This window comes from Mediterraneibacter flintii, from assembly GCF_055387595.1.
Genome location: NZ_AP031405.1, coordinates 2,893,351 through 2,919,151, shown reverse-complemented (window position 1 = coordinate 2,919,151; position 25,801 = coordinate 2,893,351). Strand labels below are relative to the sequence as shown.

25 protein-coding genes and 1 tRNA gene are annotated in these 25,801 nt (G+C 41.5%); 21 read left to right on the top strand and 5 right to left on the bottom strand.

The annotated features are described in order from the left end of the window. Positions 1 to 56 precede the first annotated feature (56 nt). From ACZ5C4_RS14005 to ACZ5C4_RS13995, 3 genes are read left to right on the top strand one after another with little or no spacing between them, the layout of a single operon-like run. Positions 57 to 1,727 (top strand): ribonuclease J, encoded by a 1,671-nt coding sequence (locus ACZ5C4_RS14005; RefSeq protein ID WP_464521552.1) that lies wholly within the window; start codon positions 57 to 59, stop codon positions 1,725 to 1,727. A gap of 3 nt (positions 1,728 to 1,730) precedes the next feature. Continuing rightward, positions 1,731 to 2,387, top strand: a complete 657-nt coding sequence (locus ACZ5C4_RS14000) for an O-methyltransferase (protein WP_464521551.1) — start codon at positions 1,731 to 1,733, stop codon at positions 2,385 to 2,387. A gap of 56 nt (positions 2,388 to 2,443) precedes the next feature. Beyond that, positions 2,444 to 3,670 (top strand): peptidase U32 family protein, encoded by a 1,227-nt coding sequence (locus tag ACZ5C4_RS13995; RefSeq protein WP_464521550.1) that lies wholly within the window; start codon positions 2,444 to 2,446, stop codon positions 3,668 to 3,670. A 153-nt stretch (positions 3,671 to 3,823) separates the two neighbouring features. Here the strand turns inward: ACZ5C4_RS13995 and sigK are convergent, their stop codons facing one another. Then, positions 3,824 to 4,444, bottom strand: a complete 621-nt coding sequence (gene sigK / locus ACZ5C4_RS13990; RefSeq protein WP_186876905.1) for an RNA polymerase sporulation sigma factor SigK — start codon at positions 4,442 to 4,444, stop codon at positions 3,824 to 3,826. Between the two features lie 331 nt (positions 4,445 to 4,775). On the opposite strand from sigK, the gene ACZ5C4_RS13985 reads away from it, so the two are divergent. From ACZ5C4_RS13985 to ACZ5C4_RS13900, 18 genes are all read left to right on the top strand, one after another. Further along, the gene (locus ACZ5C4_RS13985; protein WP_464521549.1) at positions 4,776 to 6,317 is read left to right on the top strand and encodes a YifB family Mg chelatase-like AAA ATPase; all 1,542 of its coding nucleotides are present in this window, start codon (positions 4,776 to 4,778) and stop codon (positions 6,315 to 6,317) included. A gap of 6 nt (positions 6,318 to 6,323) precedes the next feature. Further along, on the top strand, positions 6,324 to 7,421 hold the full coding sequence (dprA, locus tag ACZ5C4_RS13980; RefSeq protein ID WP_464521548.1) for a DNA-processing protein DprA: 1,098 nt from the start codon (positions 6,324 to 6,326) through the stop codon (positions 7,419 to 7,421). Between the two features lie 30 nt (positions 7,422 to 7,451). Continuing rightward, positions 7,452 to 9,524, top strand: a complete 2,073-nt coding sequence (gene topA, locus ACZ5C4_RS13975) for a type I DNA topoisomerase (protein ID WP_464521547.1) — start codon at positions 7,452 to 7,454, stop codon at positions 9,522 to 9,524. Positions 9,525 to 9,617: 93 nt separating this feature from the next. Continuing rightward, positions 9,618 to 10,397, top strand: coding sequence for a GTP-sensing pleiotropic transcriptional regulator CodY (codY, locus tag ACZ5C4_RS13970; RefSeq protein WP_464521546.1), 780 nt, complete (start codon positions 9,618 to 9,620; stop codon positions 10,395 to 10,397). Positions 10,398 to 10,459: 62 nt separating this feature from the next. Continuing rightward, positions 10,460 to 10,774, top strand: coding sequence for a hypothetical protein (locus tag ACZ5C4_RS13965; protein WP_464521545.1), 315 nt, complete (start codon positions 10,460 to 10,462; stop codon positions 10,772 to 10,774). Between the two features lie 141 nt (positions 10,775 to 10,915). Continuing rightward, positions 10,916 to 11,200 carry a co-chaperone GroES gene (gene groES, locus ACZ5C4_RS13960; RefSeq protein ID WP_186876900.1) on the top strand — a complete coding sequence of 95 codons (285 nt, stop codon included), beginning with the start codon at positions 10,916 to 10,918 and terminating at the stop codon, positions 11,198 to 11,200. A gap of 50 nt (positions 11,201 to 11,250) precedes the next feature. After that, a complete protein-coding gene (groL, locus tag ACZ5C4_RS13955) occupies positions 11,251 to 12,876 on the top strand; it encodes a chaperonin GroEL (protein WP_464521544.1) in 1,626 nt (541 codons plus the stop codon). Positions 12,877 to 13,334: 458 nt separating this feature from the next. Continuing rightward, the gene (gene guaB / locus ACZ5C4_RS13950) at positions 13,335 to 14,789 is read left to right on the top strand and encodes an IMP dehydrogenase (RefSeq protein WP_464521543.1); all 1,455 of its coding nucleotides are present in this window, start codon (positions 13,335 to 13,337) and stop codon (positions 14,787 to 14,789) included. Positions 14,790 to 15,045: 256 nt separating this feature from the next. Continuing rightward, positions 15,046 to 15,510 carry a DUF1648 domain-containing protein gene (locus ACZ5C4_RS13945; RefSeq protein WP_464521542.1) on the top strand — a complete coding sequence of 155 codons (465 nt, stop codon included), beginning with the start codon at positions 15,046 to 15,048 and terminating at the stop codon, positions 15,508 to 15,510. Positions 15,511 to 15,588: 78 nt separating this feature from the next. Beyond that, complete coding sequence (locus tag ACZ5C4_RS13940; protein ID WP_464521541.1) at positions 15,589 to 16,272, top strand: peptidoglycan recognition protein family protein; 684 nt, start codon at positions 15,589 to 15,591, stop codon at positions 16,270 to 16,272. Between the two features lie 124 nt (positions 16,273 to 16,396). After that, on the top strand, positions 16,397 to 17,182 hold the full coding sequence (locus ACZ5C4_RS13935; protein WP_464521540.1) for a shikimate kinase: 786 nt from the start codon (positions 16,397 to 16,399) through the stop codon (positions 17,180 to 17,182). Further along, positions 17,182 to 17,679 (top strand): YqeG family HAD IIIA-type phosphatase, encoded by a 498-nt coding sequence (locus tag ACZ5C4_RS13930; RefSeq protein WP_464521539.1) that lies wholly within the window; start codon positions 17,182 to 17,184, stop codon positions 17,677 to 17,679. The genes ACZ5C4_RS13935 and ACZ5C4_RS13930 overlap by 1 nt, the downstream gene beginning before the upstream one ends. Positions 17,680 to 17,779: 100 nt before the next feature. Then, on the top strand, positions 17,780 to 18,337 hold the full coding sequence (gene efp, locus ACZ5C4_RS13925) for an elongation factor P (protein WP_464521538.1): 558 nt from the start codon (positions 17,780 to 17,782) through the stop codon (positions 18,335 to 18,337). A gap of 249 nt (positions 18,338 to 18,586) precedes the next feature. Further along, the gene (locus ACZ5C4_RS13920; protein ID WP_464521537.1) at positions 18,587 to 19,537 is read left to right on the top strand and encodes a DUF5688 family protein; all 951 of its coding nucleotides are present in this window, start codon (positions 18,587 to 18,589) and stop codon (positions 19,535 to 19,537) included. Positions 19,538 to 19,598: 61 nt separating this feature from the next. After that, a tRNA-Arg gene (locus ACZ5C4_RS13915) sits at positions 19,599 to 19,670 on the top strand. Positions 19,671 to 19,744: 74 nt separating this feature from the next. After that, positions 19,745 to 20,449: an AzlC family ABC transporter permease gene (locus ACZ5C4_RS13910; protein WP_464521536.1), complete on the top strand. Its 705-nt coding sequence runs from the start codon at positions 19,745 to 19,747 to the stop codon at positions 20,447 to 20,449. After that, positions 20,440 to 20,772 carry a branched-chain amino acid transporter permease gene (locus tag ACZ5C4_RS13905; RefSeq protein WP_464521535.1) on the top strand — a complete coding sequence of 111 codons (333 nt, stop codon included), beginning with the start codon at positions 20,440 to 20,442 and terminating at the stop codon, positions 20,770 to 20,772. Before ACZ5C4_RS13910 ends, ACZ5C4_RS13905 begins: the two co-directional genes overlap by 10 nt. Before the next feature lie 426 nt (positions 20,773 to 21,198). Beyond that, positions 21,199 to 22,044 carry an Rpn family recombination-promoting nuclease/putative transposase gene (locus tag ACZ5C4_RS13900; RefSeq protein WP_464521534.1) on the top strand — a complete coding sequence of 282 codons (846 nt, stop codon included), beginning with the start codon at positions 21,199 to 21,201 and terminating at the stop codon, positions 22,042 to 22,044. Positions 22,045 to 22,662: 618 nt separating this feature from the next. Here ACZ5C4_RS13900 and ACZ5C4_RS13895 read toward each other — a convergent pair. The 4 genes from ACZ5C4_RS13895 to ACZ5C4_RS13880 all read right to left on the bottom strand — a co-directional run bounded on the left by ACZ5C4_RS13895 (position 22,663) and on the right by ACZ5C4_RS13880 (position 25,751). Next, complete coding sequence (locus ACZ5C4_RS13895) at positions 22,663 to 23,457, bottom strand: hypothetical protein (protein WP_464521533.1); 795 nt, start codon at positions 23,455 to 23,457, stop codon at positions 22,663 to 22,665. Further along, positions 23,451 to 24,149, bottom strand: coding sequence for an ABC transporter ATP-binding protein (locus tag ACZ5C4_RS13890; protein WP_464521532.1), 699 nt, complete (start codon positions 24,147 to 24,149; stop codon positions 23,451 to 23,453). Before ACZ5C4_RS13890 ends, ACZ5C4_RS13895 begins: the two co-directional genes overlap by 7 nt. Then, complete coding sequence (locus ACZ5C4_RS13885) at positions 24,146 to 24,517, bottom strand: GntR family transcriptional regulator (protein ID WP_186876885.1); 372 nt, start codon at positions 24,515 to 24,517, stop codon at positions 24,146 to 24,148. The genes ACZ5C4_RS13890 and ACZ5C4_RS13885 overlap by 4 nt, the downstream gene beginning before the upstream one ends. A 325-nt stretch (positions 24,518 to 24,842) precedes the next feature. Then, positions 24,843 to 25,751 (bottom strand): deoxyribonuclease IV, encoded by a 909-nt coding sequence (locus tag ACZ5C4_RS13880; protein ID WP_464521531.1) that lies wholly within the window; start codon positions 25,749 to 25,751, stop codon positions 24,843 to 24,845. Positions 25,752 to 25,801 lie beyond the last annotated feature (50 nt).

The window sequence follows — 25,801 nt, the reverse complement described above, 5'->3', positions numbered from 1 at the left end:
ACTCCTTTTTATGAAAATGTAAGGGATTACATAAAACTGATGGAGGTGTTGAATTTTTGAAAAAAGAAAATAAAGGGAAATTGCGTATTATACCATTGGGCGGTCTTGAGCAGATAGGTATGAATATTACGGCATTTGAATTTGAGGATAGCATTATTGTGGTAGACTGCGGGCTTGCGTTTCCGGAGGATGATATGCTGGGGATTGATTTGGTAATACCAGATGTCACCTATTTAAAGGATAATGCGGAGAAAGTAAAAGGGTTTGTGATTACTCACGGACATGAGGACCATATAGGAGCGCTGCCTTATGTATTAAAAGAGATCAATCTGCCGATTTATACGACAAAGCTGACAATGGGAATCATTGAGAATAAACTAAAAGAACATAACCTGGTAAGAGGGACAAAGCGTAAGGTGGTACGCCACGGGCAGTCGATTAATCTGGGGAAATTCAGGATTGAGTTTATCAAGACAAATCACAGCATACAGGATGCGTCTGCTCTGGCAATTTATTCTCCTGCCGGCATTGTAGTGCATACGGGAGACTTTAAGGTGGACTATACTCCGGTATTTGGAGACGCGATCGATTTACAGCGTTTCGCGGAGCTTGGAAAGAAGGGTGTGCTGGCGCTGATGTCTGACAGTACGAACGCGGAGCGCAAGGGATTTACACAGTCCGAGAGGACGGTGGGGATTACGTTTGACCACATTTTTGCGGAGCATCAGAATACACGCCTGATTATTGCTACTTTTGCATCCAATGTAGATCGTGTACAGCAGATTATTAACTCCGCATATAAATATGGGCGGAAGGTCGTTGTGGAAGGGCGCAGCATGGTGAATATTATTTCTACGGCGTCGGAATTAGGGTACTTAAATGTGCCGGACAATACACTGATTGAGATCGATCAGATGAAGAATTACCCGCCGGAGAAGATGGTGCTTATCACAACGGGAAGCCAGGGAGAATCTATGGCAGCATTGTCGAGAATGGCGGCAGATGTACACCGCAAGGTGACAATTCAGCCGAATGACACCATTATTTTTAGCTCCAATCCGATTCCAGGGAATGAAAAGTCTGTATCTCGCGTGATCAATGAACTGTCAGCAAAAGGCGCGGAGGTTATTTTCCAGGATGCGCATGTCTCCGGTCACGCATGCCAGGAGGAGCTGAAATTGATTTATTCCCTTGTAAAACCTAAGTATGCGATACCGGTGCATGGAGAATACAGACATTTAAAGGCAAATGCAGAGATTGCAAAGTCACTTGGAATTCCGAAAGAGAATACGTTTATTATACAGTCAGGAGATGTTTTGGAGGTCAGTGAGGAAGAGGCGAAGGTCGTAGATAAGGTGCATACGGGTGCAATTCTTGTAGACGGACTTGGAGTCGGAGATGTAGGAAATATTGTACTGCGTGACAGACAGCACCTTGCGGAGGACGGCATCATGATCGTAGTGCTGACACTGGAGCGCAGGACGAATCGTCTTTTGGCTGGGCCGGATATTGTGTCCAGAGGCTTTGTCTATGTAAGAGAGTCAGAAGGTCTTATGGAAGAGGCAAGAAAAGTCGTGTCAGATGCCCTGGATAAATGTCTTTCCGGACGAAATACAGACTGGAATAAAATTAAACTGGTGATTCGGGATACTATGAATGACTTTATCTGGAAAAAGACAAAGAGAAAACCAATGGTTATTCCGATTATTATGGATGTGGATGTGTAAGGGATGATAGTAGATGAACGTATCGTTACATTCATCAATTCTTTCGAAACGCAGAATAGCGAAATATTAGAAAAAATAGAAAAGGAAGCTCTGGCGTCTCACGTGCCAATCATAAGGAAGGAGATGCAGAGCTTCCTTAAAATGCTTCTGGCGCTGAAAGAACCAGAGAACATTTTAGAGGTTGGGACAGCGGTAGGATTTTCTGCGTTGCTGATGAGTGAATGTGTTCCGGCAGACTGTCGGATAACGACAATTGAAAACTATGAAAAACGGATTCCTCTGGCAAGGGAAAATTTCCGGCGGGCCGGAAAGGAAGAGCAGATTGTTTTAATAGAGGGAGATGCCGCCCGGGTTTTAAAGGAGTTAAACGGATCGTATGATTTTATTTTTATGGATGCGGCTAAGGGGCAGTACATTCATTATCTTCCGGAGGTACTTCGCCTTCTTGACAAGGGCGGGGTTTTGGTATCGGATAATGTTATGCAAGGCGGGGAAGTTATCGAGTCTAGATTTGCGGTAGAACGCCGAAATCGTACGATTCATGCCAGAATGAGAGAATATCTGTACGAACTGAAACATACAAAAGAACTGGTTACGTCGATCCTTCCACTAGGAGACGGCGTGGCAGTCAGTGTGAAAAATTCTGGCAGGACAGGTTGAGTAAAAGCCCTACTTCTGTTAAAGAGATGTTACATCAAAGAGAAAGGAAAAAAAGTATGAGCAGACATCCTGAATTACTGATTCCCGCGAGCAGCTTAGAAGTGCTGAAGACCGCGGTAGTATTTGGAGCAGATGCAGTGTATATCGGAGGGGAGGCATTTGGACTTCGGGCAAAGGCAAAGAATTTCACGATGCAAGAGATGCAGGAGGGAATTGCTTTTGCACATGCACATGACGTAAAGGTATATGTGACAGCGAATATTTTGGCCCACAATGAGGATTTGCCTGGAGTAAAAGCATATTTTGAAGAGTTAAAGGCGATAAAGCCAGATGGTTTGATTATCGCAGATCCAGGCGTTTTTGAGATTGCAAAAGAAGTCTGTCCTGAAATCGAACGGCATGTCAGTACACAGGCAAATAATACAAATTACAGGACATATCAGTTCTGGCATAAACAAGGTGCAAGCCGTGTCGTTGCGGCGCGGGAACTGTCATTAAAAGAGATAAAAGAATTGAGAGAAAATATCCCGGAGGATTTAGAGATAGAAGCATTTGTACACGGGGCGATGTGCATATCCTACTCCGGACGCTGTCTTTTGAGTAATTATTTTACAGGCAGGGATGCAAACCGCGGCGCCTGCACGCATCCGTGCCGCTGGAAGTATGCCGTTGTGGAGGAGACGCGGCCGGGAGAATACATGCCGGTTTATGAAAATGAACGGGGAACGTATATTTTTAATTCAAAAGATTTGTGTATGATAGAATATATTCCGGAACTGCTTGGTGCAGGTATTGACAGTCTGAAGGTGGAAGGAAGGATGAAAACAGCCTTGTATGTAGCGACGGTGGCGAGGACATACCGGAAGGCGATTGACGATTACCAGAGGGATCCAAAGCTGTATGAGCAAAATATGCCTTGGTATTTAGAGCAGATCTCAAACTGTACGTACCGGCAGTTTACAACAGGCTTTTTCTTTGGAAAGCCGGATGAAAATACACAGATTTATGACAGCAATACGTATGTAAAAGAATATACGTATCTGGGGATTGTAGAAGAAATAAGAGAGGGCCGTGTCCGGATTGAACAGCGCAACAAATTTTCTGTCGGAGAAAAAATAGAAATTATGAAGCCTGACGGGAGAAACATAGAAACGACAGTAAAGAGGATTATAAATGTGGACGGAGAAGAACAAAACAGTGCTCCCCATCCGAAACAGACGCTGTTCGTAGAATTAGACGGGGAAGCAGAAAAGTATGATATTTTAAGAAGAGCCGAGAAATAAAGCCTGTCTGTATCGAAAACAGCAGTGAATCTTGAAAGAGAATAGTGACAGAAAAACAGAGTTCCTTTTTGTGTTATGCAGTATATATAAACCTTTTTGTATATATTGAACACAAAAGGAGGACTCTGTTTTTATAACAGGAAGGATTCTGTTTTATGTGAAGAATTTTCGTAGTTTTTCGATTGCGCTTTTTTCGATTCTGGAAACGTAGGAACGGGAAATGCCGAGTTGTCTGGCAATTTCCCGCTGTGTATATTCTTCTCCATTGTAGAGTCCATATCTCATTTTTAACACAAGCTTTTCTCTATTTGACAATTCACTTTCTACCTTCTCATAGAGCTTTTGAATATTTTCTTTGAGATAGACTTTTTCGGGGACATCAAATTCTCCAGTCTCAATAATATCATATAGCTTAATTTCATTCCCCTCCCGGTCAGTGCCGATTGGTTCATAGAGGGAGATTTCTTTGTTTGTTTTCTTTTTCGCCCGCAGATACATTAAGATTTCATTTTCCACACAGCGGGAGGCGTAAGCGGCGAGACGGTTTCCTTTGTCGGGATTGAAGGTGACTACAGCCTTGATAAGACCGATCGTTCCGATAGAGATGAGATCTTCAGGGTCTTCATCCAGATACTGGTATTTTTTTATGACATGTGCGACGAGGCGCAAGTTTCGTTCGATTAAGATGTGCTTTGCCTGAAGGTCTCCTTCTGTATATTTCTGGATGTAATATTTTTCTTCGGAAGGAGTGAGGGGATTGGGAAATGATTTCAAGAGAAGCACCTCTAAGCGCATTTGATATAGTTTATGAGGAAGTGGCAGAATTTGTGCTTTTCCAACGAAAAGAAGGACAAAATCAGAGCATTTACTTGACAGCTTCTGGCTGCATAAGCTATCATATACATACCTTATAGGGCGAAGCCCGCCCTCCCGAAGGGAATGTATTACGGTATGCCCTTTTGGGTATACATTTCCGGAGAGAATCCTTTCCGGCAGTCTTGCCTTTTTACAAGGTATCTGACCGATTCGGTCAATTTTCAGTTTTTCATGTTTTTTATTTTGTGGTGTTTTGATGTGTCAGGTTTTCTGCCAAGAGGAGCAGTTTATGAGTACAAGTACAGTATTTACGGCAGCAGTGCGTGGGATTGGAGTGGAATTTATCCGTGTAGAAGCGGATATCAGCAATGGTCTTCCGGTATTTCACATGGTGGGATACCTTTCGTCGGAAGTAAAAGAAGCGGCTGAAAGGGTACGAACGGCAATCAAGAATACGGGTCTGGAATATCCCCCTAAGAGAACCGTTGTAAACCTTTCACCTGCAACGATAAAGAAGAAAGGAGCATCCTTTGATCTGCCCATTGCAGTGGCAATCTTAACTGCTCTTGGAAAAATACCGAAGAAGGCAATAAAGGATAAGCTTTTTATCGGAGAGCTGGGGCTGGATGGGAGACTATTGAAAGTGCCAGGCATTCTGCCAATTGTAATAGAAGCGAAAGAAATGCAGGTGAAAACCTGCATTCTGCCGAAAGAAAATGCGGCGGAAGGCTTGCTGGCAGGCGGGATGGAAATTATCGGTGCAGAAAGCTTAAAGGAGGTATGCATGTATCTAAATGGAGAAAGTATATGCAGCACATCTCTATGTAGCGGGAGAAACAGAAAAAAGCACCAAATGAAAGAAACATTGGACTTTGCGGATATACAGGGACAGGAGGCAGTGAAGCGCGCGGCAGAGATTGCCGTATCAGGCGGCCATAATTTTTTGCTGGTAGGGCCGCCTGGCAGTGGAAAATCTATGACGGCAAAGAGAATGGCGACGATACTTCCGCCCATGTCATTTGAAGAAAGTATGGAGGTGACAAAAATATACAGTATAGCCGGACTTGTGGACCCCAAACAGCCGTTGATTGAGCGACGTCCGTTTCGCAGTGTGCACCATACAGCGACAAAAGCAGCTCTTACAGGAGGCGGCCTGGTTCCGTCGCCGGGAGAAATCAGCCTTGCGCACAGCGGAGTTTTGTTTCTGGATGAACTGCCGGAGTTTCGTAAAACGGTACTTGAAGTACTCAGGCAGCCGTTGGAGGAAAAGAAAATTGAGATCAATCGGGTACATGGCAGTTACATTTTTCCGGCAAATTTTATTTTAGTAGCCGCGATGAACCCATGCCCCTGCGGCTGCTATCCAGATATGGAGCGATGCGTGTGTTCTCCGGCACAGATTCAAAATTATCTTAGAAAAATCAGCCAGCCTTTTTTGGATCGCATAGATATTTGTGTGGAGGCTCCCAGAGTGACGTATGAAGAACTGACAACAAAAAAGAAAACAGAAAGTTCGGCAGACATCAGAGAGAGAATTGTAAGGACAAGGAAGATACAAAAAAACAGATTTTTGGAAAGTGGTATGGAAATCTACACAAATAGTATGATGGGAATCAAAGAGACAGAGAGATTTTGTCCCCTCGACAATGAGGGGAAGCATATTTTGCAGCAGGCATTTGAGACAATGAAGCTGACAGCACGCTCTTATCACAAGATATTAAAAGTCGCGCGTACGATAGCTGACATGGATGAAAGTGAGAATATCCATGCGAAGCATTTAAGAGAGGCAATAGGATACAGGACACTGGATAAAAAATATTGGGGAAGGTGATGGAAAATGACAGAGACAAAAAAGGAATATGAATATTGGCTGGCACGCATCCGGCATTTGCCGAATCAGAAAAAATATCTTCTTCATACGCACATGAAATCCGCGGAGAGAGTTTATTATATAGAAGAAACAGAAATGAGAAAACTGACGTTCTTAAATGAGAAGGAACGAAATACAATTATGCAGGCACAAAAAGAGAAAAATATAAAAATTGCCTATGAAAAACTGGAAGAAAAAGGGATTCACTTTATAACCTGTTTTATGGATGCGTACCCTTCGAAATTGAAAGAAATAGCAGATTTTCCATATGCATTGTACGTGAAGGGGAGCCTGCCGGATGAAACGAAGAAGCATGCGGCAATCGTAGGGGCCAGGAGGTGTACACCATATGGTGAGAAATACGCCCTGGAATTTGGAAAAATGCTGGCAGAATACGGAGTAGAAATTATAAGCGGACTTGCGAGGGGAATCGACGGAATGGGACAAAGAGGCGCACTGCTGGGGAAGGGAAAAACATTTGCTGTGCTTGGATCAGGCGTAGACGTCTGCTATCCGAAAGAACATATGGGGCTGTATGTGGATATTTTGGAACAGGGAGGCGGGATTTTGTCGGAACAGCCTCCGGGGACACCACCTCTGTCCATTCATTTTCCTATGCGTAACCGGATCATCAGTGGAATGTCAGACACAGTACTTGTGATAGAGGCGCGGAAGCGAAGTGGCTCCTTGATTACTGCAGATATGGCGTTGGAACAAGGCAGAGATATCTATGCCCTTCCAGGCCCTGTAAATAGCGGGCTAAGCGAAGGGTGTAACCAGCTTATCAGGCAGGGTGCAGGGATTTTACTGTCACCGGAAATACTGTTGGAAGAGATAGGGATTCATGCGGTACCAGGCAATAAAAATTCAGACAAAAATAAAAAAATGCTTGAAAGTCCCGAAAATATGGTGTATAGTTGTGTCGGTCTGTATCCCAAGAGTATCAGTCAGTTGCTGGAAGAAACCAGACTGGAGAGCGAAGAACTTTTACAGAGGTTAGTATCTTTGGAGTTACAGGGATTTATCAGAGAAATATCAAAGAATTATTATATAAAAATCAAGTAGACATAATTGCCGATGGAGGAAAATTGTTTTATGGCACATTATCTTGTAATCGTGGAGTCGCCCGCGAAGGTGAAAACAATTAAAAAATTTTTAGGGGGAAGCTATACGGTGGACGCTTCTCAGGGACATGTTCGGGATCTGCCGAAAAGCCAGTTGGGCGTGGATGTGGAGCAGGACTATGAACCGAAGTACATTACGATAAGAGGAAAGGGAGATATTCTGGCCAAACTAAGGAAAGAAGCGAAGAAGGCAGACAAAGTATATCTGGCGACTGACCCTGATCGAGAAGGAGAGGCGATTTCATGGCATTTAGCGGCAGCTTTAAAGTTAGATTCCAAGAAAATGCGCAGAATTACATTTAATGAAATTACAAAAAACGCAGTGAAAGCATCCTTGAAACATCCGCGTGACATTGATATGAACCTGGTAGATGCACAGCAGGCACGCCGTGTATTAGACCGGATGGTAGGATACCGGATAAGCCCTTTGCTTTGGGCAAAGGTAAAAAGAGGCTTGAGCGCCGGAAGAGTACAGTCTGTAGCGCTTCGTCTGATTGCGGACAGGGAAGAAGAAATCAATGCCTTTATTCCAGAAGAATACTGGAGTCTGGACGTAATTTTAAAGATAGAGGGAGAGAAACGTCCGTTGACGGCAAAGTTCTACGGAACAGAAAAAGAGAAAATCACGATCGGATCGAAAGAAGAGCTGGATAAAATACTTGCACAGTTAGAAAAAGAAAAATTTGCTGTGAAAAATATTAAAAGAGGGGAAAGGATCAGAAAAGCACCTCTTCCGTTTACCACAAGTACATTGCAGCAGGAGGCAGCGAAGGTACTGAATTTTGGAACGCAAAAGACCATGCGGATTGCCCAGCAGTTATATGAGGGAATCGACATCAAAGGAAATGGAACAGTCGGTGTGATTACGTACCTGCGTACAGACTCTACGAGAATTTCAGAAGAGGCAGACGCAGCGGCAAGAGAATATATAGCAGAAACCTATGGAAAAGAATATGTAACGGAACAGGCGTCAGCAAAAAAAGCAGAGAAAAAGATTCAGGATGCCCATGAGGCAATTCGTCCTACAGATATTGCAAGGACACCGGCCTCCTTGAAAGATTCTCTTACAAGAGACCAGTTTCGGCTGTATCAGTTGATATGGAAGCGGTTTGCGGCCAGCAGAATGCAGCCGGCGCGTTATGAAACAACATCGGTACGAATCGGAGCCGGAGAATATATATTTACAGTAGCGACTTCTAAAATTGTCTTTCAGGGATTCCGTCTGGTTTATACAGAAGCTGATGAGGAAAAAGAAGAGAGCAATGTATTGGTAGGTGGATTAAAAGAAGATTCGGTTCTTGAAAAAGAAAGCTTTGATTCCAAGCAGCATTTTACACAGCCGCCTGCACATTATACCGAGGCGACGCTTGTAAAAACATTAGAGGAGCTTGGAATTGGACGGCCGAGTACGTATGCGCCGACAATTTCTACAATTTTGGGTAGACGGTACATCATAAAAGAAGCGAAAAATCTGTATATTACAGAAATTGGCGAAGTTGTAAACAACATTATGAAGCATTCCTTCCCGAGCATTGTAGATGTAAATTTTACGGCAAATATGGAAGGGCTTTTGGACATGGTGGAAGAAGGTAAGGTGGAATGGAAAGAAGTCATACGCAATTTCTATCCAGATTTAAATGAAGCGGTAAATACGGCAGAAAAAGAGTTGGAAAGTGTAAAAATTGAAGATGAAGTGACGGATGTTATCTGTGAGGAATGTGGAAGAAATATGGTAATTAAATATGGCCCTCACGGTAAATTCCTGGCCTGCCCTGGCTTTCCGGAATGTCGCAATACAAAGCCATATCTTGAAAAAATCGGAGTGCCGTGTCCGGTGTGCGGGAAGGAAGTGGTTATCCGCAAGACGAAGAAAGGAAGAAAGTATTTTGGCTGCGAGAATAATCCAGAATGTGAATTTATGTCATGGCAGAAACCATCTAAAGAGAAGTGTCCGGAATGTGGGAAATACATGGTAGAAAAAGGAAATAAATTAGTTTGTTCAGATGAGAAATGTGGATATGTCCGAAATTTGAAAAAGAGTTGATGAATTGTGTTGAAAATTCAGAAACTATATGATAGCATAAGATTATCTGGTGAATTGATAAGATTTGTATATACAATTAGTTTGGAGGAAATGATGAGCGTACAGTTATTAGATAAGACGAGAAAAATTAATAAGCTATTACACAACAATAATTCCAGTAAGGTCGTGTTTAATGATATATGTGCCGTCCTTACAGAGATTTTGGATTCCAATGTACTTGTTGTGAGCAAGAAAGGGAAGATACTCGGTGTAAGTAAGTGCAGCACAGTGGATGGAATCCACGAATTGATTACAGAGACAGTTGGTGCGCATATTGACGGTATGCTCAACGAACGACTGCTGAATATCCTTTCCACAAAGGAAAATGTGAATCTGGAAACACTGGGCTTCTCTCCGGAGGCATCTGCCGGATATCAGGCGATTGTCACTCCGATCGATATTGCCGGAGAGCGTCTTGGAACGTTATTTATTTACAAGCAGACAGATATGTATTCGATAGATGATATTATTTTAAGTGAGTATGGAACGGCTGTCGTAGGACTCGAGATGCTGCGCTCTGTCAACGAGGAAAGTGCGGAGGAGACTAGAAAGGAGCACATTGTCCAGTCTGCAATCAGTACCTTGTCATTCTCTGAATTGGAAGCGATTATACACATTTTTGAAGAATTAGATGGAACAGAAGGGATTTTAGTTGCAAGTAAGGTTGCTGACCGCGTAGGAATTACTCGTTCTGTAATTGTCAATGCACTGCGTAAATTCGAGAGTGCAGGGGTAATAGAGTCCCGATCCTCAGGAATGAAAGGAACTTATATTAAAGTTCTCAATGATTATGTATTTACAGAATTAGAAAGAATAAAAAAAGAACGTTTGTAATAAAGAGAAGGAAGGGGTATCAGTAAGCTGATACCCCTTATCTGACAGAAGGAGGAACAGGGATGTACGAAGGCAATCCGGTGGATTTAAAGATGGAGAAAGTCATATCAGCGGACGGGATATTTGATGAGGTAACTCACCAGTGCCGAGTTTTACGGTATGATTTGGAAGAAGATGAAGTAGTGTTGGAGCTCAGGGAAAAAGATCTGACCAAGATTTCATTAGATGCAAAATACAGATGTTATATTTCGACGAGGACAGAATTACTTTACTGTACAGGGGTAATAAAAGAACGGTATCAGTCTGAAGACAGGAATGTACTAAGATTCAGGATTGAAAACGGATTCTATAATGTACGGGAAACAGGAATAAGTTGATGGAATATAAACTAATTATAAAATTTAGAAACTCTGTTGACAAATAGTCGGCAGAGTGCTATTTTATATTCATGGGGTTAGCACTCAAGATAAATGAGTGCTAATAAAAAGTTATAAAGCTAAAATTAAGGAGGAATTACCATGAAGTTAGTACCATTGGGTGACAAAATTGTGTTAAAGCAGTTAGAAGCAGAAGAAACAACAAAATCAGGCATCGTTTTACCTGGCCAGGCGAAAGAAAAGCCACAGGAAGCAGAAGTTATTGCGGTTGGACCTGGTGGAATTATAGATGGAAAAGAAGTGAAAATGCAGGTAAAAGAAGGGGATAAAGTAATTTATTCCAAATATGCAGGGACAGAAGTAGAGCTTGAAGGAGAAGAATATATCATTGTAAAACAGAATGATATTCTCGCAATTGTAGAATAAATGCATAAACATTATAATCAAAGAATATAGGAAAAAGGAGATGCTTAGAAATGGCAAAGGAAATTAAATATGGAGCTGAAGCTAGAGCAGCGTTAGAAAAAGGTGTAAATCAGCTGGCAGATACAGTTAGAGTAACATTGGGACCAAAAGGAAGAAACGTCGTACTGGACAAATCTTTTGGTGCACCGCTTATCACAAATGACGGTGTAACAATTGCAAAGGAAATTGAGCTGGAAGATGGATTTGAAAATATGGGAGCACAATTAATCAGAGAAGTTGCTTCTAAGACAAATGATGTAGCCGGAGACGGTACAACAACAGCGACTGTGCTGGCACAGGCTATGGTAAATGAGGGAATGAAAAACCTGGCGGCAGGCGCCAATCCGATTGTACTGCGCAAAGGTATGAAGAAAGCGACTGACAAAGCGGTAGATGCAATCGCAGCAATGAGCAGCAAAGTAAAAGATAAAGAACAGATTGCAAGAGTTGCGGCAGTTTCTTCTGGTGATGATTCTGTAGGGCAGATGGTAGCAGATGCGATGGAAAAGGTTTCCAACGACGGAGTTATCACAATTGAAGAGTCTAAGACAATGCATACAGAGCTGGATCTGGTAGAAGGTATGCAGTTCGACCGCGGATATATTTCCGCATATATGGCGACAGACATGGAAAAAATGGAAGCAAACTTAGAAGATCCATATATCCTGATTACAGATAAGAAGATTACAAGCATCCAGGATTTGCTTCCGCTGTTAGAACAGGTTGTACAATCTGGTGCAAAACTTCTGATTATTGCAGAGGATATCGAAGGAGAAGCGCTGACTACACTGATTGTAAATAAATTGCGTGGAACATTCAACGTAGTAGCTGTAAAAGCTCCCGGATACGGAGACAGAAGAAAAGAAATGCTGCAGGATATTGCAATCCTGACAGGCGGACAGGTAATTTCAGAAGAACTTGGACTGGATTTGAAAGAGACGACAATGGATCAGCTTGGACGTGCAAAATCCGTAAAGGTACAGAAAGAAAATACTGTAATTGTAGACGGATGTGGTGACAAGCAGGCAATTGAAGATCGTGTTGCACAGATTAAAAAGGCAATCGAAGAGACAACATCTGATTTTGATAAAGAAAAATTGCAGGAAAGACTTGCGAAACTGGCTGGCGGCGTTGCTGTTATCCGTGTAGGTGCGGCTACTGAGACAGAGATGAAAGAGGCAAAGCTGCGTATGGAAGATGCACTGAATGCGACAAGAGCAGCAGTGGAAGAAGGAATTATTGCAGGAGGCGGTTCTGCTTATATCCATGCGGCAAAAGAAGTTGCAAAGCTGGCAGAAGAACTTGAAGGAGATGAAAAGACAGGAGCAAATATCATTCTGAAAGCTCTGGAAGCTCCTCTGTATCACATTGTTACAAATGCAGGACTGGAAGGCTCTGTAATTATCAACAAGGTTAGAGAGGAAGAGCCAGGAATAGGATTCGACGCATATAAAGAAGAATATGTAGATATGGTAAAAGAAGGAATCCTGGATCCTGCTAAGGTTACAAGAAGCGCACTGCAGAATGCGACAAGCGTTGCGTCCACACTGTTGACAACAGAATCTGTAGTTTCTAATATTAAAGAAGAGACACCTGCTATGCCGGCTGGCGGTGCAGGCGGAATGGGAATGATGTAATCCATTCCTTAAAAACGATAGAAAATAAAAAGAGAAGTCCGATGGGCTTCTCTTTTTATATAATAGGAAATTTCGATAAATTTCCTATTATACAAAAAGCCCTCCGGGCGGGATGCACACGCCGCAATAAGGAAATTTTACCGCTTTGCGGTATTGCGGCGGCGCGCAAAGTGGACAAGCCCCTCGATTGAGGGGCAGGGGAGTTGAAGTGGGCCTGCCCACTTTGTTCTTGTATAGGAAACTTCGCTCTTTTAAAAAATGATTTTCCCGAGTGAAAGAGCTCTGGTCGATGATGTCTGTTTTGGAGTTCTATAAGCAGAGCTTCATAATAGAATTTAAAAATTATCAATATCAAATACAGATACGGCTGTACAATCTATTGACAATTACCTTGAATTTTTGTACCATATCAGATAAACCGTTGGTATACATATATGAGAAAGAGAGGAATTGAAAACATGGGAAAAATTATCGGAGAAGGTATTACATTTGATGATGTGCTCCTGGTACCGGCATACTCAGAAGTAATTCCAAACGAGGTAGATTTATCTACGAACCTGACAAAAAAAATAAGATTAAATATCCCGATGATGAGTGCCGGTATGGATACAGTTACAGAGCACCGTATGGCAATCGCGATGGCACGACAGGGAGGAATCGGGATTATCCATAAAAATATGAGTATAGAGCAGCAGGCAGAAGAAGTAGATAAAGTAAAACGTTCGGAAAACGGTGTTATTACAGACCCATTTTTCCTTTCTCCGGAACATACATTAGAAGATGCGAACAACTTAATGGCAAAATTCAGAATTTCTGGAGTTCCGATTACAGAAGGAAGAAAACTAGTCGGAATTATTACAAACCGTGATTTAAAGTTTGAGGAAGATTTTTCTAAAAAAATCAAAGAATCCATGACATCAGAAGGACTGATTACAGCGCCTGAAGGAATCACTCTGGATGAGGCAAAAAAAATCCTGGCTAAGGCAAGGAAAGAAAAGCTTCCGATCGTAGATGCAGAGGGAAATTTAAAAGGATTGATTACAATAAAGGATATTGAGAAGCAAATAAAATATCCTCTGTCCGCCAAAGACTCTCAGGGGCGTTTGTTCTGCGGTGCCGCGATTGGTATTACTGCGAATTGCCTGGAACGTGTAGGAGAGCTGGTAAAGGCAAAGGTGGACGTTGTCGTTATGGATTCCGCACATGGACATTCTGCAAATGTATTGCGCGCAGTTCATATGGTAAAAGAAAAATATCCAGATTTACAGGTGATTGCAGGAAATGTGGCGACAGGAGAAGCGACGAAGGCATTGATTGAGGCAGGAGCAGACGCAGTGAAGGTTGGAATCGGACCTGGCTCTATTTGTACAACCCGTGTAGTGGCGGGGATCGGTGTACCACAGATTACAGCGGTTATGAATTGCTATGAAGCAGCGAAAGAATATGGAGTTCCGATTATTGCAGACGGGGGCATCAAATATTCAGGAGACATGACAAAGGCGATTGCCGCAGGGGCAAATGTCTGCATGATGGGAAGTATTTTCGCAGGCTGTGACGAAAGTCCGGGAACTTTTGAACTTTTCCAGGGAAGAAAGTATAAAGTATACCGCGGAATGGGCTCCATTGCAGCAATGGAGAACGGAAGCAAAGATCGTTATTTCCAGGAGAATGCAAAGAAATTAGTGCCAGAAGGTGTAGAAGGCCGTGTGGCATATAAAGGAACTGTAGAAGATACGGTGTTCCAGCTTATGGGAGGAATTCGTTCTGGTATGGGCTATTGCGGAGCGCATACCATCGAAGAACTCAAAGAGAATGGAAGCTTTATAAAGATTTCAGCAGCATCACTGAAAGAAAGCCATCCGCATGATATACACATTACAAAAGAGGCTCCGAATTACAGCGTAGATGAGTAGAATAAAAGGATAAGAAACATTATAAAAGGAGGGATTCTGTGAATGATATATGTTTACAGAATCCCTCCTTTTAATCAAAATGCAGATAAACCGCATTTTAAAGAGATAGTACATCAAAATTCTAAGATGTAAAGGAGGTTGGCAGAATAAAAAAATTTGAATTACTACAGCTCATATATGAAAATAGATTTGGAATTGAGGCAAAATTGTGGTATAAAGTAAGCATATTTGGACAGAAGCAACGGAGGGATAAGTGATGAGGCCGACAAAAAGTAAATTTGACAAGGTGATAAATATTTTAAGTATTGTGTGTCTGGCGGGGACAACATTTTTTTTGTTTGCTAAATGGGGAAAGATTCCGCAGGAAATCCCGGGACATTATAATGCTGCCGGAGAAATAGATAGTATGACAGGAAAGGGCTCCTTGTTTGTGCTGCTGTTGGTAGGATGGGTGCTGTATATTGGAATATCTGTAATAGAGCAATTTCCTCAAATTTGGAATACGGGGGTAGAAGTGACGGAGGAAAATAAGGAAAGAGTATATCGCATTTTAAAAGATTTATTGGGGACAGTGAAGCTTGAGATGGCAGGTGTCTTTTCATTTCTTACGATTTATTCTGTCAATGGGAAAAATCTTCCAGGCTTTTTTCTCCCTGTCTTTTTGGTGGTTGTGTTTGGTTCGTTGATTTACCATATCATACGCCTCGTAAAAGCAAAGTGATTTTAAGAAATTCTTATAAATTGCGGGCAGTAAAGTATGCTAAAATAAGGGGAGATTAAGTGACTGCGGAGCGTACAAATGAAGAGAAAAAAATACAATAGAAAAAGATATAAAGGAAGAGCAGAAAAAAAGCGTCTGTATATTAAAATAGGATTTGTCATACTTTTCATTCTGACCATAGTTTTTCTGTTCTATTCTTGTGTGTGCAAGAGGAATGGGGAGAATACCGGCATCAGAGTAGATGCGTCAAAACCAGAGATTGACGTGCAGCTTTTAGAGGTCAATGAATATTCCAGGCCAGGCATAGAGACGAATGGAATAACGGGAATCGTAATTCACTATACGGCAAATCCCGGGTCAACAGCGCAGGAGAACAGAGATTACTTTAATGGACTGAAGGATAGCGGAGAAACTTCTGTAAGCAGCAATTTTGTAATCGGATTGGAAGGAGAGATTATCCAGTGCGTTCCTACATGGGAGGTGGCATATGCATCAAATGAAAGAAATTATGATACGGTGTCTATTGAATGCTGCCATCCAGATAAGAGTGGAAAATTCACAAAAAAGACGTATCGTTCATTGGTGCAGCTTACGGCATGGCTGTGTGAGAAATTCGGACTTACAGAAAATGAAGTGATTCGGCACTATGATGTGACTGGAAAAGATTGTCCCAAGTATTTTGTGGAAAATGAGAAGGAGTGGGAACTATTCAAAGGGGATGTAAAAGCTGCTATGGAAAGGTCAGAAGAGGAGGCAAAATAGCGGTCGAATATTTTCTTGCTATCGCGCGGGAAAGTTGTTATAATATGGTAGATTATGAAGCACTGGCGAATATGGCTTGAAATAGGCATATTTTTATTTGCCGTGATAGAAAAGGAAGAGGAAAATGAACGATTTGGAGATGTACCGGGAGCAACTTGCGATATGCGATGACAAGATTATAGATGCTCTGATGGAAAGAAATGCTGTAATTGAAAAAATTATGGCATATAAAGAAACATACGGGATGCCCGTCCTACAGCCGGCACAGGAAGAAAAGCAGGAGAAGCGAAGAAAAGAAAAGCTTGCAGGAAACAAATATCAGGAAGAGATACAGGATGTCTTTAAAAGAATTATGCGCAATAGCAAGAGGATCCAGGCACGCAAGCTATTTCATTATAACATTGTATTAATTGGTTTTATGGGAGCAGGGAAGTCTACCATATCCGATTATTTAAGTACGATGTTTGCTATGCGGCTTATAGAGATGGATCAGGTAATAGAAGAGCGCGAAGAAATGAGTATTTCGGATATATTTGCGACTTATGGAGAAGAATATTTTCGTAACTTGGAGACAAAGCTTTTAAAAGAACTGCAGAATACAAATAATTGCGTCATTTCCTGCGGCGGAGGGGCTGCTCTTAAGGAAGAGAATGTAAAAGAGATGAAGAAAAACGGGCGTGTAGTTTTACTCACAGCAAGCCCTCAGACGGTGTATGAACGGGTGAAAGACTGTGATGACCGTCCAATACTGGATGGACGCAATAATGTAGAAGTCATTGCAGAGATGATGGAAAAACGGCGGGAGAAATATGAGGCGGCCGCAGATGTGGTAATTCAGACAGATCATAAAACAGTATTGCAGATATGTGAAGAGTTAATTACAAAATTGATGGAGTTGAATGGAAAATAATGTTTGAACGTTTTTTTCCGGATGCATATATGGAGTCTACATATGTCATCCCATTTGAAAAATTGTATGAAGAGGGTGTAAGAGGGGTTATATTCGATATAGACAATACGCTGGTTCCACATGGGGCTCCTGCAGACAAACGTGCCAAGGTATTATTTAAGCGCTTGGAACAGATAGGGTTTTCCTCTTGTCTGATATCGAATAATCAGGAGGCACGTGTGAAGCTGTTTAACCAGGATATTGGAACAAATTATATTTACAATGCGCACAAGCCTTCTGTAAAGAATTATATAAAGGCGATGAGAATAATGGGAACAGATCGGACGAATACAGTATTTATCGGAGATCAACTGTTTACCGATGTATGGGGAGCGAAACGTGCGGGAATCCGTAATATTCTAGTAAAACCAATTCATCCCAAGGAAGAGATACAGATTGTTTTAAAAAGGTATCTTGAAAAATTAGTGTTGCATTTTTATAATAAGAAGAATGTTTAGGAGATAAAAAAGGCTTGAAAAAAGAAGCAAACTATTATAGAATTATAAACAGTCGATATTAGGAAAACACGTATAATGCGTGGTTGAAGGAGGATTACGAATGATTGCAGCAGGAGAATTTAAGAATGGTGTAACCGTTGAGATAGACGGAAATATTTATCAGATTTTGGAATTCCAGCATGTAAAACCTGGCAAAGGTGCAGCATTTGTTAGAACAAAATTAAAAAATATTATCAGTGGCGGAGTTGTTGAGAAGACATTCAGACCAACAGAAAAATTCCCGAAAGCGCATATTGACAGAAAAGATATGCAGTATTTATATAGTGATGGTGATCTGTATAATTTCATGGACGTTGAGACCTATGATCAGATTGCACTGAACTCAGAAGTAGTAGGAGATGCACTGAAATTCGTAAAGGAAAATGAAACAGTAAAAATTTGTTCACATAATGGAAATGTATTCTCTGTAGAACCGCCGTTGTTTGTAGAACTGGCAATTACAGAGACGGAGCCAGGATTTAAAGGAGATACAGCACAGGGAGCTACCAAGCCGGCTGTAGTGGAAACAGGAGCAACCGTTATGGTTCCGCTGTTCTGTGAGACAGGTGATATACTGAAGATTGATACGCGTACAGGAGAATACTTGTCCAGAGTATAACATACGTGGGAGTAGGAGCAAGAACGTCTTATAGATGAAAGTCTGTAAGGCGTTTTTATAATATTCAGAAAGGATATAAAAGCAACAAAATATTGCCTGGTACGGGATTGTGTTTTGGGTCATATTCTTCTATAATCAAAGTTACCCAAATAGATTCAATTCAATAAATACATATCATATTTATCAGATGGCACAGATCGTGCCGGTTTTCTCATGGAAAGATGAACGCGCAAAATAGAAAGGAGTAGTATGCTATATCAGGAGTTTGTGCGCGTAGTGAAGGAAGAAATGAATAGAGAACTAAGAGGAGGGGCAAAAGCAAGCATTTATAAAGCGGTAAAAAATAATGGAAAAGAAAAACAGGGGATTATTATAGAGACATCGGGAATAAACATTTCTCCGACAATTTATCTGGAGGAATTTTATGAAGCGTATAGAACAGGGAAACCCTTGAAGGAAATTATTATAGAGATAGTAAACTTTTATGAAAAAGTAAAATGTAAAAAGCCTTGGAATCCAAAGGAGATTGAAAACTATGCGAGTATAGGAAGAAAAGTTGTATTTAAACTGATTAACACAGAAAAAAATAGAGAACTTTTGTCGCTAGTACCTCATATTGACATATTGGATTTGTCGCTTGTATTTTATGTGCTCTTAGGAGTTACCAGGGACGGCAGTGCAACAATGCTCATATATAATGAGCATCTTACCAGATGGAATGTAAACATGGAGCGTATATGGAAAGATGCACAGAGGAATGTAATGCAGCTGCTTCCAGCGCAGTTTTATACTATGCGCAGCATCCTGGAAACGGATACGACGGATGAAATTTGTATGGGAGACAGAGAGGAGAAGAACCTGCTGCAGGGTGGATATATAGAATATGATTCGATGTATGTACTGTCGAATACGATAAGAAATCTGGGAGCTGCGTGCATTATATATCCCCAAATACTGGAGATGGTAGGAGATATTTTGCAGGAGGATTATTACATATTACCAAGCAGCATACATGAAGTGATAATTGTACCTGTATCTAAAGGCCTGGTTCCAGAAGAAATGAACAGAATGGTAAAAGAAATTAATGAAACACAGGTTTTGGATGAAGAAGTATTAAGCAATCACGCATACATTTACGAGCGTACAAAGAAAAAGCTAAAAGGTTGCTCTTTACAATCTGCTGGAATTATGCTAGGATAATTAAGGTTACTCCGTTGGAAAGAAGATAGAAAAATCGTATTTCGGCGGGGCCTGAATTTATACGTCTGTAGCTCAGTGGATAGAGCAATGCCCTCCGGAGGCATGTGCGGCGGTTCGATCCCGCCCAGACGTGTATTTTTTATGCCTGTAAAAGAGAGACTCCTTAAACAAGGAAAAAAGCATGTGCCAGGGGAAAGGGGCAGGAGAATGAGAGGATATAAAAAGGCATTTCGAAGGGCATTTCCTTATACAATTCCAGTGTTGACAGGATATTTGTTTATTGGGATTGCGTTTGGCGTTATGTATGCGGAAAAAGGCTATTCAGCTTTGTGGGCAGTACTGATGAGCGTGATGGTGTATGCAGGATCAGGGCAGTATCTGGCGGTGAATTTTTTTGTGCCGGGCGTTTCATTTTTGCATGTCGCATTTATGACTTTGATGGTAAATATACGGCATGTATTTTATGGCATATCTCTGCTGGATAAATTTCACCGCATGGGGAAGAAGCGGTGGTATATGATTTTTTCTCTGACAGACGAGACGTATTCTCTTCTGTGTACGGTTAAGGTACCAAAGGATGTCGAAGAGGAAAAATTTTTATTTGCAATTGCTCTTTTAGATCAATGCTACTGGATTATTGGATCAGCGATTGGAGGAATCTTAAAAAATGTACTGCCTTTTAATGCTGAAGGTATTGAATTCGCAATGACTGCCCTGTTTGTTGTTATTTTTATAGAACAGTGGCTGGAAAAGAAGAACCGGATTCCGGCAGCGGTCGGAGTGGGGGTGGCATTTCTATGTCTGCAGATATTTGGGAGTGCAAATTTCGTATTTCCCACAATGATACTCTGTGTACTGGTGCTCTTTGCATCTAGAAAGCGGATCTCGGAGGAGGTGGACATATGCCGGTAAATGCAGGACTCTCTTTTTTGATTATTCTAGTCGTGGCGTTGACGACATTCTGTACAAGAGTTGTTCCATTTCTTGTATTTCCGAAAGGAAAGAAGATTCCGCCGGTGATTGAGTACCTTGGAAAGGTGTTGACTCCCGCTGTGATTGGGATGCTGGTTGTGTACTGTTTAAAAGACACCCGGGTATTGACAGCGCCGCATGGTATTCCAGAAGGCATAGCGGTACTGACTGTGGCAGTACTGCATATATGGAAAAGAAATAATCTGCTGAGTATAGGGGCAGGAACTGTCTTGTATATGGTACTTATACAGACAGTTTTTTGAGATAAATATATATTCTAAAGAATGAATCTTATAATTCGAAGAAAAAAGATCGGGCTTATCCTGCTGTAATGTCCCAATTGAAAAGAGATGGGTACTGCTGTCAGAGGTTTGCAGCAGGAGTGCGTCGGTTTTTATCTGTCTAAAAATTTAAATAAATCAGGTATTCTATTATGTCCATCTGATGGACAATCGTTTTTCCGGCAGTTAGCTGCCTGGATATTCTGAATCTTTACCCAATGAAGCAAAAAAAATATTGTAAATAGCAGCTATTCTATTATGTGTGTTACCGGTGATTTATACATTTTTATGTTTGGCGTCGAATTTACGAAAAACACCAGACAAGTTACCGTAAATGCTGCATGACTTAAGGGGAAAGTGTTGTAAAGTGTAAGGCTTTTCCCTATAATAAAAGGAGGAAAAGTAAATATGGAACAAAAACAAAAAACATTGAAGGATTTGAATCTGCTGGATCGTTTTTTATTCTCACAGGCTGCTGATGACCCGGATACAATGCGGGACATGCTGGAGATTATTCTAGGAAGGGAGGTTGTCTTAAAACTCCTGCCCCAGACAGAAAAAGAGCAGCGCACCCATCCGCTGAACCGGTATGTCCGTCTGGATGTCTGGGCAATGGACGAAGAGGAGCGCATATACAATACAGAGGTGCAGAAAGAAGACACCGGAAATCTGCCGAAGCGGAGCCGGTTTTACCAGGCGTTAATCGATTCCAACCTTTTAAAGCCAGGAGAAGTGGGATTCCAAAGGCTGAATCCCGTCTACATTATTCTTATCTGTCCCTTTGATCTGTTCGGCTATGGGTTATACCGATATACCTTCCAGATGCAGTGTAAGGAAGTTCCTGGATTGTCATTACAGGACGGTGCTGTTCGGATATTTTTAAATACCCGCGGACAGCACGCAGAAGGAGTACCACAAGAACTGATAGAACTGTTAAGGTATATGGAGCATACCACAGAGGAGGTAAGCGCCTCCTGTACCAGTGAAAGGATACATAATATCCAGAAACGGATCCACGCCATCAAATCCAGTGAAAAGATTGGAGTGAAGTACATGCAGGCATGGGAAGAAAAGATATTAGAGCAGGAGAAAGCACGTGAAGAAGGACATGCTTCTGGATTAAGAGAAGGCTTAATACAAAAATTAAAAGAACAGGTAGAAAAGAAAGTACAAAAAGGCTATGCAGCAGAAGAGATAGCAGAAATGCTGGAAGAAGATATAGAAACCATTCAAAAAATAATAGCAGAATTATAAAATTAATTGACGAAAGAATGGTACGCAAAAAGAGAAGGCAGTGCAACGCAGGTCAGGGCTTCACTGTGGTAAATCCGATTGAATGTTTGTAACAGTGAAGAAGCATATCGTCCATTGGAACTCCATGCTTCTCACTTAACAAACAGAACAATCTGTATCTACCACGCTCCGCTTAAAATTCCCTGCTTATGCACTGTCTTCTCTTTCTGCTTACGTTCTTCCCCAATTAAATTTACAATTTCAGACAGAACAGAACCGGCTTCACGCTGCTATGCATTTCCAATCAGAAGTAGTATAGATACTTCTAATTGGAGGGCCATAACAACGTGAAGTCGATTTTTTCCGTTACGAATTATAAACTTAAGCTGGCGAAAGTATGAGTGTGAAAGAGATGCTTTGCGTGAGTGAGGAATTTCGGCGAAGCCCTGACGAACGATGCAAAGCATCTCTTTCACACGTCGCTTTTGTCGCTTTCCGCAGTGCCAGCTCAATTCCGCATATGCTTCATTTCGCTAGCGGTAGTCGCCGAATGAAAAGAAGCAGACAAACTTCTGTTTACATGCAAGCATGACACAGGGTTTGCCTGTTCTTTTCGCACTGCTTGTTGCTTCGTTAAATTTATATTAGGTTGATTTTCTTTTTCATAATGTAGTGGGTTATGAAGTATTCTGGTATAGCGGTAATTGTTACAAGCAGGACACCAAGTCCGAGGCTTGAGAAAAGGTAATGGGATGCTGTACTTCCCGTCATTGTATCTCCAACATATGGAAAGAGATTAAACAGCAACATGCAGACAAGTGTAAATATCTGTATGATAAAGGAAAGTGCAAAATAGGAGATAATAGCACCCAGAATTCTGTGACCTGGAAAAAGCTGTCCGATTGTAATCGATGCATAAATCATTATGACAGAAGCGAGCGTACTGAATAAGGAAAAAAGTACAATGTATAAGGTAAATGAAGAAAGTGACATACCGAGAGCTTCTGTCATCTCAGGGGCAATCTGTGTATAAAGGGACACGACGTTATCGCCGGTTACAAGAATAAGAAGACCTAGATAACACAGCAAAATATCGAAGGTGTACCAGATGACGCCAGAAATGATTTTGCTCCACAGATGTTCAAGTGGGGTTGCCGGCAAAGTCCATGTAAGATACCCTTCATCTGTAAACAAATTCCTATAAAAACGAACAGCAATTACTGCGCAGGTAGCAAAAGAAACCCCAGCGATTAAAAGGGCAAAAAGTGCAATGAAGATAGCAAGCATGGCGCCCAGAGCTTCGGAGGGGGCGCGAAAGTCTACCTTATTCAGCACAAAACGCCCCATGATACAGGCGACCATAAGGACAGCGTGGACAATGAGGATTATTTTATAGCCGTATTTTAAATCATATTTTATAAGCTTCCCTAACATCTAAATACCTCCCTGAATAATGCATCGACCGATTTGCCGCGCTGTGAACGTATTTCATCAACAGTAGCGTTTAAGACAAGCTGGCCGTACTGCAAAAAGACAACGCTGTCTAATACATTCTCGATGTCAGAAATAAGATGAGTGGAAATAAGTACAGTGGCATTTTCAGTGTAGTTGGTTAAAATAGTTTGAAGGATATAATCCCTTGCAGCGGGATCTACACCTCCAATCGGTTCGTCCAGTATATATAAATCAGCATCTCGGCTCATTACCAGGACAAGCTGCACTTTTTCTTTCGTACCTTTTGAAAGGGAACGCAGCCTTGCGTGTGTGTCGATTTCCAAGTCTTTCAGCATGGCGGTTGCACGCGGAAGATTAAAATTTTCATAGAAATCGACATAATACTTCAGAATATCCTCTACTCTCATGTGGGTGTTCAGATAACTTCTTTCCGGAAGATAAGAGATAATCTTCTTTGTTTCTACTCCCGGCGACATACTATTGATTATGATATGTCCATCAGTTGGAGTCAAAAGCCCATTGGCTAGTTTAATAAGTGTTGTTTTTCCACTTCCATTTGGACCAAGCAAACCTATAATCTGTCCTCTTTCCAATGTTAGATTCAGATTAGAAAGGGCGAAAAAATTTCCATATTTTTTTGTCAGGCCCTGGCACTCTAAAATCGGTTTCATTGTCTCTCCCCCTTTAACGCATCCTGTATCATTTCGAGTGTCTCCTCATCGCGGAATCCCAGCTGGTGCATCTTTTCAAAAAATTGCTGGATATGTTCTTTGGCCAGCTGCATTTTCATTTTTTTAAGCATAACCTCGTCCTCTGTAATAAATCTTCCGCTTGTTCGCTGAGAATATACAAGTCCATTCCGTTCCAGCTCCGCCAGCGCTTTTTGCATTGTATTGGGATTGACAGCGGCATCTAAAGCTAAATCACGGACAGAAGGGATTTTATCTCCGGGCTTGTAGACTCCGGCGATAATATCCTGTTGGATACGTTCCATCAGTTGTAGATAAATGGGGCGATCATTATCTAAATCCCATGGCATCTAAGTCACCTCGTTTTCTTTAATTGCTGTGGACAACAGACCGGATATATAGAGAAAACATGAATCCGGCAGTAACCGTGTGAAGCAAATATCTTAGGGATTACCTTAGCGGGTGAAACCCGCTGTCTCAGGGGATGCATTGCGGTATAACCTTTGAGGTATATCTTATCGGAAAAACCCGCCATCCCGAAAGGAATGAATTACGGCGTACCTTTTAGAATATAAGATATTTGGCAGTGCGATATTTGTACTATCTATATAATACAATCATACAATGGAAGGGGGGGGGCTGTCAACAATTATTTGCAAAATTTTTTGGATGTTCTTAAGGCTTTTCATTGTCGCATAAAATATGCTGCTTAAGCTGTGGGTCAAAAATACCGCTTTTTAACATTTCTATTTCGTATTTATAAGGAGCGTAAGACTTTTTGGGATTTACCTCTGATGGAATATAGGGAGTTTCTAAAATTTTAGGAACCTCCATGAAATCTTCATGGTGTACGATATAATGTAAAGCAGAAAAGCCAATTTCTCCGAAGCCAATATTTTCGTGGCGGTCTTTTTTGGCACCCGGAATATTCTTACTATCATTTATATGAAAGACAGCAATCTGTTCTTTTCCGATTATGCGATCGAAATCAGCAATCACATCGTCAAAATGATGAATAATATCATAACCGCTGTCGCTTGTATGACAGGTGTCGAAGCAGACGCGGAGCTTTTCATTATAAGTAACTCCCTCGTAAATCGCCGCAAGCTCTTCAAAAGAACGCCCGATTTCAGAGCCCTTTCCTGCCATCGTCTCCAGTGCGATATAACAGTTGGTTTCTCTGGTTAATACTTCATTGAGTCCTTTGATGATCTGGGCTGTTCCGACAGTAGTACCTTCTCCTACATGAGCGCCGGGGTGGAGGATGAGAAGATGACTTTTACAGGCGATAGTTCGCTGTATCTCCTTATCCAGAAATTCTACTGCGAGTTCAAAGGTCTCTGGTTTTACAGCATTTCCGAGATTGATGATATAGGGAGCATGGACGATGATTTCATCGATCCCGTGAGCCTTCATATACTCCCATGCAGGCTCTATATTTAATTCACTGATTTCCTTTCTTCTCGTATTTTGAGGGGCTCCGGTATAGAACATAAAGGTGTTTGCACCGTAGGAGACGGCTTCCTTGGCAGAACCAAGCAGCATTTCCTTTCCACTCATTCCGACATGAGAACCTATTTTCATAAATGTATATCCTTTCTTCTATAAATAATAATGTCATTATAAAATGCAGA